The following is a 13,800-nucleotide window of genomic DNA, read 5'->3' on the forward strand; positions in this document are numbered from 1 at the left end:
CCGAAGCCAGGGCTCACCTCCGCGACCTCGCCACCAATCTTGCCCACCACTATGCGCCGTCACCAACGTCCTGACCCGCAACACCTGTTGCGGGGCAGAATGTTGTTGACGCCTCCGGCAAGGCAGAAGCTTGAAGCCGCGGGACCGGCACAACGCACACGGCGCGGCTGTCCACGCTTGCCTCAGGCTGTGGGGTCCCAGAGTCCGCCGGCTTCGTCGCGGGCGAGGTGCTCGGCGTAGACGCCGACCTTCCAGGCGATGACGGACCGGCACTCCTCCAGTGCCTGGATCTGTGCGTCGACGCGCTGTCGATGGGCGTCGAGCAGTCGCAGGCGTTCTGCCTCGTTGCCTGGACCATGCCGTACCAGTTCGGCGAAGTGCTTGAGGTCGGCGAGCGGCATACCGGACTCGCGGAGCCTGACGCAGATCAGTAGCCAGTCGACATCCAAGGACGTGTAGCGCCGCCTGCCGCCCGACGTGCGCTGGACCGGTCCGACGAGCAGGCCCTCGCGCTCGTAGAAGCGCAGGGCGTGCACGCTCAGTCCGGTTCGCTCGGCCACCTCGCCGATGCTCAGCAACTGCACGGCAGCCTCGGTGGTCGTCATACCGCTCACTCCTGGACTTGATCTAGACCTCGCTCTAGATCGTAGCGTCGGCAGCATGACCATTACTGATCAGCAGCCGCTCGGCTCGCCCTTCTCCGCTGCCACCCCCGCCGAGGACATCGTGGCCGACTGCGACCTTTCCGGCATGACCGCTGTGGTGACCGGGGGCTACTCCGGGCTCGGCCTGGAGACCGCCCGGGCTCTGACGGCCGCCGGGGCCCGGGTCATCGTTCCAGCCCGCCGCCCCCACGTCGCTCGTGCCGCTCTCCAGGGAGTGAAGGACTGCGAGGTCATCCCCATGGACCTGGCCGACCTCGCCAGCGTCCGCTCAGCCGCCGCGCACATCTGCGACTCCGCCGACCGGCTCGACCTCCTGATGGCCATCGCCGGAATCATGGCCACCCCGGAGCGGCGCGTCGGGCCCGGCTGGGAAGGCCAGTTCACCGCCAATCACTTCGGGCACTTCACCCTCGCCTGTGAGCTCTACCCGCTCCTGGACGCCGCAGGCGGCGCGCGCGTCATCGTCAACAGCTCTGCTGGGCACACCCTGACCGGGATCCGCTGGCACGACCCGCACTTCCGTGCCGGCTACGACAAGTGGCTTGCCTACGGCCAGTCCAAGACCGCCAACGCCCTGTTCGCCGTGCACCTCGACGCCCTCGGGCACAACGATGGCGTCCGCGCGTTCGCCCTCCACCCAGGCAAGATCATCACCGGTCTCCAGCGCGAGATGGCCCTCCAGGAACAGATCGACCGCGGCTGGGTGGACGAGCACGGCAACGTGATCGGCGTCGACTTCAAGACCCCCTCCCAGGGCGCCGCCACCGGCCTGTGGGCCGCCACGTCCCCGCTCCTCGACGGCCGCGGCGGGCTCTACCTGGAGGACTGCGACATCGCCCGCGTCTCCACCCCCGACCAGCCCATGGACGACGGCGGCGTCCGCACGTACGCCATCGACCCCGACGAGGCCGCACGCCTCTGGGACCTCTCCGTCGCCGCGACCGGCGTCACCGCGATCCCCCGGTGAACCCGCGCCCTGCATACGCTGCGGCGGGCAGCGCGGTACGAGCTGCCCCTCGGCTTCATCACGGCCCCCGGGCCACCTCGCTCGGCGATCCGCCGCCGGAGGCACCGGAAGCAGAGGGGTCTAGGCATGCCGCACCGTAACGCACCTCTTACGGTCGAGGGCCGACGGCGGCTCATCCAGCGCTGCCGCACCCGCCCGATCTCGCACGTCGCCGAGATGAGCATCTCGCGGGCATGCGCATCCAAGTGGGTCAACCGATGGCGCCGTCACGGCGACCTCGGCCTGCTCGACCGCCCCTCGACCCCACACCACAGCCCACGCGCGACACCGGCATGGGTGATCGAGAAGATCGAATCCTGGCGGCGGCAGGAGAAGTGGTCCGCACAGCGGATCACTACGAGCTGGCCGATCTCGGTCACGCCGTCAACCGACGCACCGTCACCCGTCACTTGACCAAGCTAGGACTGGGACACCGCCGGTTCCTCGACCCCTGCGGGGAAAGCAACCGGGAGCCCGGGAAGATCACCGCTCACTGGCCGGGGCACATGGTGCACCTGGACGTCAAAAAGGTCGGACGGATTCCCGACGGGGGCGGCTGGCATGTCCGCGGTCGCGACTCAGAGCAGGCCAAAAGTGTGGGCCGAGCGCAATCGGCAGGCGCGAAGCGCGGCCACGTATACCTGCACTCCGCCGTCGACGGCTTCTCCCGACTGGCCTATACAGAGCCGCTCGCCGATGAGAAGGGCTGGACGGCTGCCGCATTCCTGGCACGGGCGAAGGTCTGGTTCGCCGCCCACGGCATCATCCACCTCCACCGCGTCGTCACCGACAACGGCGCCTGCTACCGCTCAGGCGACTTCGCACGCACGAAGAGCTCCTGTACGCCCGCGAGTTCACCAACGAGGCCGGCCGTGCGGCCGCGATTGACGTCTGGAACATCCACTACAACTACCACCGGCCGCACAGTGGAGCAGGGAGTCTACCGCCGGCATCACGGCTCAGGAGCGGTGTCACCAACGTCCGGCCCTCCTACAACCGTCACCGGCCGAAACCTCAGTAGCGGCGTTTGCCGTCGTGGTGAACGGCTGTCGTTGGCGACGGTCGGACCCGGCGTGGTGACCGGGCTCGCGTCGGCGGTGCGGGCCCAGGCGGTCGGCGCGCCAGCGGTCCCGGTGTTGTTCGTGGTCTCGGCCTCCGCGGACTGCTGTTCCAGGTCCGTCGGCCGGGGCGACCCCAGGAGCCGTTCAGGTCAGATCCCGACCTCTCGATACTGGCGGGTTGGGATGTTTGACTCTGTCGGGATTCCGGCCCCTTGAACAAGACTTTGCCGAAGGGGGCGGGGCACAAGCGACCCGGACGTCCGATCGCTCTCCGGACTCTCCGCGGTGCTGAGCGCCGACCGTCCTCGAAGACGTCCATGACTCGTCCACGAGTCATCGCAGGAAGCGAGATAATGGCATGTCCATGAAGCAAACGTCGCCTGTCGAGCGGGGCGGCGGCCCAGTTCACAAACGCCGTTCCCGCTGGCTGACCAGGAAGTTCATGGTGCTCTTCCTCGCCGTTGCCACGCTGCTGGGTGGTGCCGCCGTGGTGGTCCCGCAGTTCCAGGAGAAGGCCAGCGCCATCGATGACGGCAACGACATCACCTGGGACATCAGTGGCGGCGAAAAGGCGTACGACGACATGATCAAAGCCGTACGCCAGCGGGCGACCGGCGGCAGGGTGCTGCGGAACGGCATACTGCAGACCGACCCCACCCTGGACACCTCCTCCAGGAACATCTTCGCCATCGACCTGCGGGCCAGTGCCCTGCCCTCGAGTTCGGACGGCAACAACGTCCGCCTGATCCTGCGGGCGCGGGACCTGTTCATCATCGGCTACCAGGTCCGGGACGGAAGGGGCAGCGCTGAGCCCATCTACTTCAAGGGCGACGACCCCAACCCCAACTCGCGGGTGCCTGCCGGCAGCTTCCCGTTCACGGGCGGCTACGGGGACCTGGAGTCGCGGGGCGGCCAGGCGCGGGCCAACATGAGGCTCAACCAACAGGTGGTGGACACGGCGTACGTGAACCTGCGGGGGAACGCCAATGTGAACACGGCAGCCCGGTCGATGATGGTGTTCGCCATGATGGTCGCGGAAGCCGCGAGGTTCGAGCCGCTGCACCAGGACTTCAGGCAGGCCTTCGGCTCCAACGGCGTCGGTGAGACGGTCGTCAACGTTGCCGACGCAGAGCTGATGAACAGCTGGGGCGAGGCATCGCGGCAGTTGGTCGCCAGCCTCAACAACGGCACACCCATCAACTTCCGGGTCGACGACCCCGCAACACCGAGCGTCGACTTCTCCGCGAACACGCTGACGTCGATGGCCGCGATCCTCGCCATCTGCCTTCTGCAGAACAGTCAGTGACGCGCCGGAGCCGTCCGGGTCCGCTGCCAGATGCTCGCGGCCCCGGCGCCAGTGGCCTGCCCCTCCTCAAGCCCTCGCCAGGTGGAACAGCCTGGGCAACCTCGCCCCGTGCAGCACCTCAAACGGAAGCAGTACCGGCCGGACCTGCTCGATGGGTTCATCGCTGAGACCGGACTGACCACGACACCACTATGACGTCACCCCGAGCCGAAAACCTCAGTAGCGACGAAAGCAGGGACACGGCAACGGCCCCCGACCAACTACCCCGCTGCCCACCACGCAGGCGGTGGGATTTGAACCACGGTCACATCGCTGCCACCGGTTTTCAAGAGCGTTGCAGTACGCGAGGGCACGTGCGCTCTGGCCTGCGCTCCGCCTCTGTGGTCTCGACGCGGGGTGGAGCAGCTCGGTAGCTCGCTGGGCTCATAACCCAGAGGTGTCAGTTCAAATCTGGCCCCCCGACCAACTCTGGCTCCTACGACGCCTGGCGTCCTAGGAGCCAGAAGCATTTGCGGAGCTCCAGGGAAGCCATGGCCGAGCGTCGTCGACCGTGGCGTTCCTCCGGTCGCACTGTTCGCGGGCGAACCACAGGAAGTCGAAGAACGTGCGCAGGTCCCGGGCGTGCGCGGCCTGTGTGTTGCGCGGGGAGGACGAAGCCGAGGGTCAGCAGGAGGTGCTGGGCTTGGATGCCGTAGGTGATGAGGCGCCTGTTCCACTTGTCGCGACGGCGCTCTCGTCCTCATGCTCGCGGCCCGGATCAGAATGCCGGCGCAGCTTGCTCCTGCCGCGGTCCCTGACTGCGTGCCTTGAGCAGCCCGTCCCGTAGGCGGTTGTGGGCCTTGGCCAGGCAGGCCTGCACCGCGCCGCGTGCTACCGAGAGTCCCAGAATCTGGGAGACGGTCGTGATCCTGGGGATGGCCGGCAAGGTCTGTTCGAGTCGCTTGCGTACCTCGGGGAGCACCTCGTCCACCAAGGGGTGCAACCGGCCGACGAAGTATACGGATTCGGGATCGAGTGTCACGGCGACGATGCTCACGGCGGTCGAGACCGCCGTCGTGAACGCCTTGAGTGTCTCCGCACGGCCTCGATGGTCCTGAGGTGCCAGCCACAGGTCCTCGACGCGTTCGATGTCCAGTCCGTGTTCACGAGCGAACTTCACAAGCCCCCCGGTGCTCAGCAGCCCGTTGAGGGTGCGGCCGTCGATGCCCGAGGAGAGGGAACCGATGTCGCCGAACGCAGGAGTACGTCCCCGAGCCAGTTCCTGGTCCCTGCAGGTGGCGAAATTCAAGGTGCTGCTGACGCTGAACAGGGCAGCGTTATGGATGCTCGCGTCGTCCGTGAGCACCTGGAGCAAGGACGCGTTCGCGTCACTGTCGAAGGTCACTGGAGCACCGACGAGCTTTTCGACGGTTCGCTGGAGGTCTCTGCCGGAGAAGATTTTCATCGGATCGGCAGGCCGAAAGACCTCGGCGCCGTCGCGGACATGGGCGGGCAGTGCCGCGACGACCTGGCGCAGTGGCCCTCGTGCGGATGCGCTGGTCTGCGCGATCAGGTCGACCAGCCACCGGCCGGCAGCGGGGTCGTCGTTGTGCTCGACCGTCGGAACGATCACGTGTCCGATCTCACGGCCGCGTAGGTCGGTCACCAGCACGCCGGTGGTCACGGCGCCGAAGCTGACCCCCACGACGTGTCCGGCCGTCTCGGGCACATCGAGGTACGTCGACGGACGGCCACGCCCGGCGACGGCGTCGACTCCCCCGTCCACGACGAATCCGTCAGAACGCAGTTCCTCGACGGCCCGCGACACCGTCGCCTTGCTCAACCCCGTGAGCTCGATGAGCTTGTTCCGGGTCAACGGCGCATGGGAGAGAACCACGTCAAGGACGCTTGCCTTGTTGTAGTCGCGTGGTGTGGGGTTGATGCTGCTCACCTCATGACCTTAGCGAGACCATACGCAGTCCGAACCAGTGGTCTCTGCCGGACTTGCCGAGTTGCCCGTGGGCGTCGGCGAAGAGGCTGATCCTTGGCTCCCCTGCGCTTCTGTTCAACTCCGCCTGCTTTTCTCGGGGGGAGAACCTCGTGGCCGTCTCCTGCTGGAGGCGGGTTCGCAGCGCTCGGCTCTGTGTTCTCTGTCCTGTGTCGGCGTCTGTGTCGGCGTCCTGTGTCGGCCTGGATCAGCAGCCGAGGAGGTTCGGCAGGCCAGACAGGTCGGGCAGCTCGTCGTACGGCTGGTAGTCGGAGCTGCCCAGGCGGCCGTAGCGGTTGATCCACACCCGGCGCTTCAGGCCGAGGTCGCGAGTCGGGATGTGGTCGTACTCCCAGCCCTGGGCGGTGTGGATGACCTGCGACGGCTCGACGCCCATGGTCTTGAAGGCATGCTCGAAGGTCTGACGGTCGGGCTTGTAGGCGCCGGCCTGCTGGGCCGTGATGACGTAGTCGAACTCGACGCCGATGTTCTCCACGTTCCGCGCGATCAGGTTGTCGTCGGTGTTGGAGATGATCGCGATCTCGTACTTGGTCTTCAGGGCGCGCAGCGCGTCCGGGACCTCCGGGAAGGGACCGAAGGTGGGGACGGCCTCGACGAGGGCATCGCCGTCGGAGTCGCGGTACTCCAGGCCGTGCAGGCGCATGGCGTTGCGCAGGCTGGAGTGCAGGATCTCGTGGTACGGGCGGTACGCCTCCAGGACGGCCTGGAAGCGCATGACGCGGAAGTCGTCGAGGAACTCGTCGACATCCAGGTTGTCCAGATCCAGCCGATCCTCGAGGACCTTCAGGGTCGTGGGGCCGAGCTCGAAGTTGATCAGGGTCGCATAGGCGTCGAAGGTGACGATCTCTCGCATGGGGTTCAGCCTCAATTCTGGGTGACGGTGAGAAAGTTGGGGTTCAGGCCATGCGGTCGCCGGGGTCACGATCTCGTCGAGTGAGGCCAGGTCGGCCGTGTCGGACGCCGACGAGCGTCGCCTCAGTGGCGCCGCTCAAGGCGTGTCATGGCGGGTGCTCAGCAAGCGGGCCACGACCTCCCCCATGGCGACGGCCATGGCCCGCTCCACGTTGACCCAGTCGTCTCTGGCGTGCTCGAGCAGGTAGTCGCGACGCTCCGGCACTCGTTCCGCGCGCCAATGGGTGACCAGCGCGCGAAGTGTGAGGCGTGCCAGCGCGGCAACAGGCAGGAGCGGGAGTTCGGTGTCCTTGATCGGCCGGGCCCGCTCGTATCCCGCGACGAAGCTGCATGCCTCACGCCAGGGATCTCGCGGTGTCCGGCCGAGAAGGTTCGCGAGAGACACAGCAGGATCGAAGATCAAAGCACTGCGCATGCTGTCACCGAAGTCGATTACTCCTGTGACGAAGCTGTCTGTCCGCCGATCCACCAGGACGTTGTAGGGGCTGTAGTCACCATGGATCACTTGGGTCTCGAGCTCACCCAGCCTCGGAACAATGGCCTCGTGGAAAAGGCGGAACACCTCTTGTGCCAGCCGACGGTGCGCGGCGCTGGGCGTGTACTCGATGAGCTCCCGCAGCTGGTCGAAGTGTCGAAGGTCCCACACAAGGCGCCGCTCGTCCGCTGGATGCCTGAATGACCGCAGAGCCAGATCCACTCGCCCGAGCATCTGCCCGGCCTTGGCAAGCTGGTGGGGATCAGGGTTCGTCCGCGCCAGGACGGCACCTTCGACGAAGTCGAAGACGCGCAGGACTCGAACCCCGCCGTCTTTCGTCTCGATCGGTACGTTGTCGCTGCCTTCGGTGGTCTCCATGACCCGCTGGACGGGGAGATGAGGAGCTGCGGTTTCGAGGTGGCGCATCACAGCCGTCTGCAGAGCTACGACAGCTACCGCCTCGTCGGGCGGGGAAACCTTGACGAGATGGTTGGCCGTGCCGGTCCGCAGCCGGAACGTGTCGTCCTTCTCGGTTGCCAGCCGCTCGAGACGTCCGGTCAGCTGGTAGTGCCGGGCGAGGAGGGCCTCCACCACGTTCGTCTCGATGGGCTCGTGGGACGATGCCAGGCCGCTCTCCTGGAACAACTGCTGGGCGATACGTGCGGGGGGCGAGGTGTTCACCGTTCGGTCCCTTCGGCTTTCGGCCTGCTACAGGCGCATCTCGGCGATCTCCGCGAAGGTCTCGAGGAATCGCGTCACGTCGGCCGAGTCGAAGGCCAGCGGCGGTCGGATCTTGAGCACGTTGACTGCTTCCCCGGTGCCGCTGATGAGGATTCGACGCTCGCGCATGTCGTTGATGACGTGGTCAGCGCGGACACGATCGGGCTCCAGCGACTCCCGGTCCTTCACGAGTTCGACACCCACGTACAGACCACTGCCGCGGACCTGCGCGACGTAGGGAGACTCGCGAGTGATCTCCTCAAGGCCGGCTCGAAGCGCCCTGCCGTTGTCGAGAACTCGCTGCTGCACGTTCTCCGCTTCGAAGACGTCCAGAACCGCGGCACCGGCGGCAACCGCGATCGAACTGCCGGCAAAGGTGTTGAAGTAACGGACATTCTGCCCGAACTCGTCGCACACCTCGGGCCTGAACACCACGCCGGACATCGGCATGCCGTTGCCCATGGGCTTGCCCATCGTGACGATGTCCGGAAGCACCCCATGGCGACTGAACCCCCACATCGACTCTCCGAGCCGGGCGAATCCCGACTGCACCTCGTCGGCGATGTACACGCCGCCCGCGGCGTGCACCTCCTCGACCATGTCACGCAGGTAACCGACGGGATCGGTGAAGATGCCGTCGCTTGAGTGCGCGCAGTCGGTGATCAGCGCCGCAAGCCTGTAGCCGTGGCGCTCGAGGTCGTTGATCGCGCCGCGCACCTGGCTTCGCATGTAGTCGGGAAGCGATGAACCCGGCGGGACGAGTCGCGGATCAGGAGCATCGATGACCCGCACATTCGGCCCGAGCGGTGACCCCGCGCCGAGCGTAGGCGAGAAGCTCGCGACCTCGCGAGTGAGACCGTGGTAAGCCCAGCGAGTCACTATGATTCCCTCGCCGCCCGTGTGGAAGCGAGCCACGCGCATGGCCAGGTCGTTCGCCTCCGACCCGCTGCACGCGAAGCTGACCTTCGAGAGCGCTTCGGGCATGGTCGCGAGAAGGCGCTCGGCGTAGTCGACGAGTGATTCCTGCACATAGCGCGTGTTGGTGTTGACCGCCGCCATCTGGCGGGACACGGCCTCGACAACGTGTGGGTGTGCGTGACCGACGCACGGCACATTGTTGTAGGCGTCAAGGTAGTCGTTGCCATCCGGGTCGAACAAGTGAGCGCCTCGGCCGGAGACGAACTCGACCGGCTCCCGGTAGTTCAGCGCGTAACCAGGGCCCAGCACGTTGTTTCGCCGCTTGACGGTGGACTGCAATCGCTCTGGCAGTTCACCGAGCGCTGCGGGGTCGAACCTGTTGGGGTAGTTGACCAGTGCTCGACTCAGCATGGAAGCCATCAGCAGGTCCCCTCCTTCGTGGCTTGCAGCTCGTCGCGGCTGCTTCAGCGGCAGCATAGCAGCTTTTGTTTCAGTTCCAACCTGAAACTTATTCCTGGCACACGGTGCGGCACCCTGTGACGGCGGAAAGTGCCGGATGCGCGTGACCAGGAGAACCGGACTGGCTCCGTTGCGTAGTGCGGGCGTACCCGAAGGTGAGCTGTCGGATGGCCTCTTCGTACAGCGCCAGGGTCCGGCGTTGGTCGGTGACCTCCTGCCGGAGTCGGCTGAGGTTCGCCTCCCTCCTGCCTGGGAGGGTCCGTGCGTGTCGGGGGCGGCGACGGGGATGCCGGGCAGAAGGCGCGTGTCGATGAGGCTGGCGTAGTGGCGGGGAAGGGTGGCAAGCCGGATGCCGAAGCGGCGCCCGATCGCGGTGACGGTTGGCCGCCGTCCGCTGGCGATCGCCTCCGGAAGGACGATGCGCGGGCACCCCCCACCACTCTTGCTGACCGTCAGCAGGCCGAAGGCAACACTGCTGGAGTTGACACAGAATCCAATTGAAATAGACCGATTGTTCGAGCATCTTGGATGATTTTGAAGGCGAAGTAGTCGTCCAGCGGCACCTCGTTCGGGTTGTCGAGGTTGATGTGCCGGCCGGTCGCGTGCTCGATCTCCTTCACGGCGTGGGCCATGGCGGACTGCATGCGCACGCCCAGCACATCCAATTTGATCAAGCCCAGATCTTCGACTCCCTCCTTTGCCATGTGCACCATCGGGTAGTTGCCGCCGGGGGTGGGCTGGACCGGCAGCCAGTCCAGCAGGCTCGCGTTGGTGAGTATGACGCCGCACGGATGCATGGCCATGCTGCGCACCTAGCGCGCCCAAGCCCTCGGCGAGCTCGAACAACGGCCCGTACCGGCCCGCCTCGGCGGCCAGTTTCTTCAGCTCGGGCAGCTCGGCGAGCACGGGCCGAGGTCCACGACGGCGTCACTGATCAGGCCTCGATGACAGCGCACTGGCAAACTCCCGCGTCCTTGTCGGGTGTATTGACTCTCCCGCCGATGACGTCATAGATGAACTAGCTCATCAGCCTGACGTGGTGATGCGCTGAGTATCCGCCGAGCACCATGCGCGTCAGGTCGTGTCCGTCTCCTGTGTGCCGGGCGATCTCAGCCGAGAGTTCGAGGCGTCGCATCACTTCGTCAAGCGTCCGTAGGTCGCGGGCGCGGGCGTGCCCTTGCGCGTGCATCATCCACACCAAACTTCTATCGACCACCCAGAGGCTTGATTTCCGTTCTGTGGTCGCCTCGGACAGTCCCTCCTGACATGCCCTCTCCCTGCTGGGCAGCCTCACCGCCGCCGTGACGCCCTGACCCGGAGAACAACGGGAGGGGGCCGGCGCCACCTCGTCACAGAAATCACCGAAGAACGACAGAACAATTGACGTGTCCGCAGCACAACCCTACCTTCTGATCGATTCACCGAACTTCGTTCGAAATCTCGGCCACTCCCAGACTCCCGCACGCCCATTGGAGACCAGATGAGCGCAAGACCCCACTCCAACCCTCAGCCGTCCCGCCGGCTCTTCCTCGGCATGGCCGCTGCCACTCCCCTGGCCATGACCGGCGTGATGAGCCTCGGCGCGGGCACCGCCCACGCCGCCGACTCGGCCTATGTGATGTGCTACTTCACCGAGTCGACCAGCCTGGGCGCGGGCACCGACTACGGTCTCCACCTCGCGGTCAGCCCCGACGCGCTGAACTGGACGCCGCTGAACCAGAACAACCCGGTCGCCACCCCCACCGCGGGCGCGCTCGGTCTGCGAGACCCCTTCCTCATGCGCAAGCAGGACGGCACCTTCGTCGTCCTCGCCACCGACCTCAAGGGCACCGACTGGAGCTACAACAGCCAGTACATCCACGTCTGGGACTCCGCCGACCTGCGTACCTTCACCGGCTACCGCCGCCTCAAGCTGCACGACATGACCACCCACAGCTGGGCCCCCGAGGCGTTCTGGGACGCCGGGCGGGGACAGTACGCGGTCATCTACTCATCCGTGAACTCCAGCGGCCACAACGTGATCATGGTGAACTACACCAGCGACTTCGTCACGGCCTCCGCACCGCAGGTCTTCTTCGACCCCGGCTACGACGTCATCGACGGCAACATGGCCGTCGGCGTCAACGGCGTCAACTACCTCTACTTCAAAAAGAACCAGACCCTCGTCGGCGCACGCTCCACCTCGCTCAACCCCAGGAGCTTCACCGAGTTCAGCACGGGCGTCTCACACGGCGGCACCGAGGCCCCCACCGTGTTCAAGTCGCTGACCTCGAACACCTGGTACCTGTGGGGAGACACCTACACGCCGAACGGCGTCTTCTACGCCTGGCAGACCCCCGACCTCGCGTCCGGCACCTGGACCGCCCTCGACCAGAAGACCTACACCCAGCCGGTCAACTCCAAGCACTGCGGCATCGCGACCATCACCAGCACCGAGTACAACAACCTGCTCGCCAAGTGGGGCGCACCGGCCTGGAACCGGCTCAAGTCCTACAACTATCCGGCTCGTTACGTCCGTCACGCGGGCTTCGTCGGCCGCATCGACACCTACCCGTTCGACCTGTACACCGACTCCGAGTGGAAGCTCGTGCCCGGTCTCGCCGACAGCTCCGCCGTGTCGTTCCAGTCGGTCAACTACCCCACCCGCTACCTGCGGCACTACAACTACGAGCTGCGACTCGACGTCAATGACGGCACGTCGACGTTCGCGGCGGACGCGACCTTCCACCGCACGGCCGGCCTCGCGGATTCCAGCTGGGCTTCCTTCCGCTCGTACAACAACCCGACCCGCTACATCCGGCACTCCAACTACGTCCTGCGCATCGACCCGATCTCGACGGCCTCCGACCGGCAGGACGCGACCTTCCGCGTCGGCTACTGACCGACCGGCCCGGCCCCGGCCCTCGCGGGCCGGGGCCGAGCCGGGGTGGTGCGGTTGGTGCACACGCTGGGCGTCCTCGCGGTGCGAGTGCGGTTCGTCGTCGGTGGCCTGGTACGCACGGGTGCGCATCCGGTCGCGCACCTCACCAACCGCTACTCGGTGCCGGTTCGCTTGATCGGCCGAACGGTGCGGGTCATGCTGCACGCGTCCGAGCTGGATGTCCACGACGGTCAGAAGGAAGTCACCCGGCACGAGCGGCTCATCGCCAAGGGCCAGGCCCGCCTCGTGCTGGACCACTACCTGGAGGCTCTGGTCAAAAAGCCCGGCGCCTCCCGGGCGCGCGACCGCGTTGGAACAGGCGAAGTCCGCGGGCAAGTTCACCCCGGTTCATGACGCCTGGTGGGCCGCAGCCTGCAAGGCCCACGGGGATAGGGACGCCATCCGGGCTCTGATGGAGGTCCTGCTGCTGGGCCGCCACCTCACCCACGAGCACCCGGTCGCCGGACTCGCCACCGCCCTGCGGGCCGGCGCGTTGACCGCGGACGCGTTCGCGCTGGAGGCACGAAAGGCAGCCGAGGCCGACGACGTCGACGAGCCGCCCGCCCCCGCCCCGTCATACCGGGCGACGGTGACGTTCCTGACCCAGCGGCGGCTAGCCGACCTGCCGCCCGACACCCGGCCGCCGCCCTCGGTGGCGGCCTCGGTGGCGGCCTACGACCAGCTGCTGAAAGCCCGGCAGCCGGCCGACCGCCCCGCCATCCAGGGAGAGTGACGCCGTGACGTTCCAACGCCACCGCGGGCTGACCGAACAGGGACGCCGACGCTGCCGTCCACCAGGTATGCCGCATGCTGCGGCTGCCGACCATCCGGGCCCAGTTCCCCGACCTGGCCGAAGCCGCCGCCAGGGACCAGATGTCGTATCGCGGGTTCCTCGCCGAACTGCTGATGGCCGAGTGCGACGATCGGGCCCGCCGACGCTCCGAACGGCGGATCAAGGCTGCCGCCTTCCCCAGGGAGAAGTCCCTGCGGGGCTTTGATTTCGAGGCTAACCCGCACATCGATCCGGCCGTCATCCACACGCTGGCCACCTGCGACTGGGGCAAAAAAAGGGACTGCCTCTCTGCCTGATCGGCGACTCGGGCACCGGCAAGTCGCACCTGCTGATCGCGCTGGGCACCGAGGCCGCCATTGCGGGCTACCGGGTCCGCTACACACTCGCCACCAAGCTGGTCGAGGCCGCGGACGAGAAGGAGCTGACCAAGACCACCGCCCGCTACGGCCGGGGTGGACCTCCTCGCGATCGACGAGCTCGGATACATGGAACTGGACCGCCGCGGGGCGGAGTTGCTGTTCCAGGTTCTGACCGAGCGGGAGGAGAAGCACAGCGTCGCCATCGCCTCGAACGAATCG

Annotated in this window: 11 protein-coding genes, 1 tRNA gene and 2 pseudogenes; 8 read left to right on the forward strand and 6 right to left on the reverse strand. The window is 66.7% G+C overall.

The features are described 5' to 3' along the window. Positions 1-182: 182 nt before the first annotated feature. Positions 183-605, reverse strand: coding sequence for a MerR family transcriptional regulator (locus FGD71_RS11065; protein ID WP_119100237.1), 423 nt, complete (start codon positions 603-605; stop codon positions 183-185). Positions 606-660: 55 nt separating this feature from the next. Between FGD71_RS11065 and FGD71_RS11070 the strand changes: the two genes are divergently transcribed. The 4 genes and pseudogenes from FGD71_RS11070 (at position 661) to FGD71_RS11085 (ending at position 4,503) form a co-directional block, all read left to right on the forward strand. Beyond that, complete coding sequence (locus FGD71_RS11070; RefSeq protein WP_119100238.1) at positions 661-1,632, forward strand: SDR family NAD(P)-dependent oxidoreductase; 972 nt, start codon at positions 661-663, stop codon at positions 1,630-1,632. Positions 1,633-1,758: 126 nt separating this feature from the next. Beyond that, positions 1,759-2,692 (forward strand): annotated as a pseudogene (locus FGD71_RS11075) (helix-turn-helix domain-containing protein). Positions 2,693-3,090: 398 nt separating this feature from the next. Continuing rightward, the gene (locus tag FGD71_RS11080) at positions 3,091-4,038 is read left to right on the forward strand and encodes a ribosome-inactivating family protein (protein ID WP_119100239.1); all 948 of its coding nucleotides are present in this window, start codon (positions 3,091-3,093) and stop codon (positions 4,036-4,038) included. A 392-nt stretch (positions 4,039-4,430) separates the two neighbouring features. After that, positions 4,431-4,503, forward strand: a tRNA-Met gene (locus FGD71_RS11085). Positions 4,504-4,795: 292 nt separating this feature from the next. Here the strand turns inward: FGD71_RS11085 and FGD71_RS11090 are convergent. From FGD71_RS11090 to FGD71_RS11110, 5 genes are all read right to left on the reverse strand, one after another. Beyond that, positions 4,796-5,968 carry an ROK family transcriptional regulator gene (locus FGD71_RS11090; protein ID WP_240436517.1) on the reverse strand — a complete coding sequence of 391 codons (1,173 nt, stop codon included), beginning with the start codon at positions 5,966-5,968 and terminating at the stop codon, positions 4,796-4,798. 244 nt (positions 5,969-6,212) lie between these two features. Next, positions 6,213-6,878 (reverse strand): haloacid dehalogenase type II, encoded by a 666-nt coding sequence (locus FGD71_RS11095; RefSeq protein WP_119100240.1) that lies wholly within the window; start codon positions 6,876-6,878, stop codon positions 6,213-6,215. Between the two features lie 135 nt (positions 6,879-7,013). After that, positions 7,014-8,006 (reverse strand): phosphotransferase, encoded by a 993-nt coding sequence (locus FGD71_RS11100; RefSeq protein ID WP_240436518.1) that lies wholly within the window; start codon positions 8,004-8,006, stop codon positions 7,014-7,016. A gap of 114 nt (positions 8,007-8,120) precedes the next feature. After that, complete coding sequence (locus FGD71_RS11105) at positions 8,121-9,470, reverse strand: aspartate aminotransferase family protein (protein WP_119100242.1); 1,350 nt, start codon at positions 9,468-9,470, stop codon at positions 8,121-8,123. Between the two features lie 491 nt (positions 9,471-9,961). Further along, on the reverse strand, positions 9,962-10,312 hold the full coding sequence (locus tag FGD71_RS11110; protein WP_420878266.1) for a hypothetical protein: 351 nt from the start codon (positions 10,310-10,312) through the stop codon (positions 9,962-9,964). A 677-nt stretch (positions 10,313-10,989) separates the two neighbouring features. Between FGD71_RS11110 and FGD71_RS11115 the strand changes: the two genes are divergently transcribed. The 4 genes and pseudogenes from FGD71_RS11115 to FGD71_RS11125 all read left to right on the forward strand — a co-directional run. Beyond that, a complete protein-coding gene (locus tag FGD71_RS11115; RefSeq protein WP_119100244.1) occupies positions 10,990-12,390 on the forward strand; it encodes a glycoside hydrolase family 43 protein in 1,401 nt (466 codons plus the stop codon). Between the two features lie 57 nt (positions 12,391-12,447). Further along, complete coding sequence (locus FGD71_RS48720) at positions 12,448-12,783, forward strand: Mu transposase domain-containing protein (RefSeq protein WP_420878267.1); 336 nt, start codon at positions 12,448-12,450, stop codon at positions 12,781-12,783. A 58-nt stretch (positions 12,784-12,841) separates the two neighbouring features. Beyond that, a complete protein-coding gene (locus FGD71_RS48725) occupies positions 12,842-13,162 on the forward strand; it encodes a hypothetical protein (RefSeq protein ID WP_240436520.1) in 321 nt (106 codons plus the stop codon). 4 nt (positions 13,163-13,166) lie between these two features. After that, positions 13,167-13,800: pseudogene (locus FGD71_RS11125) on the forward strand (ATP-binding protein); the annotation flags it as partial.

It is taken from the genome of Streptomyces sporangiiformans, from assembly GCF_005768555.2.
Classification (GTDB): domain Bacteria; phylum Actinomycetota; class Actinomycetes; order Streptomycetales; family Streptomycetaceae; genus Streptomyces; species Streptomyces sporangiiformans.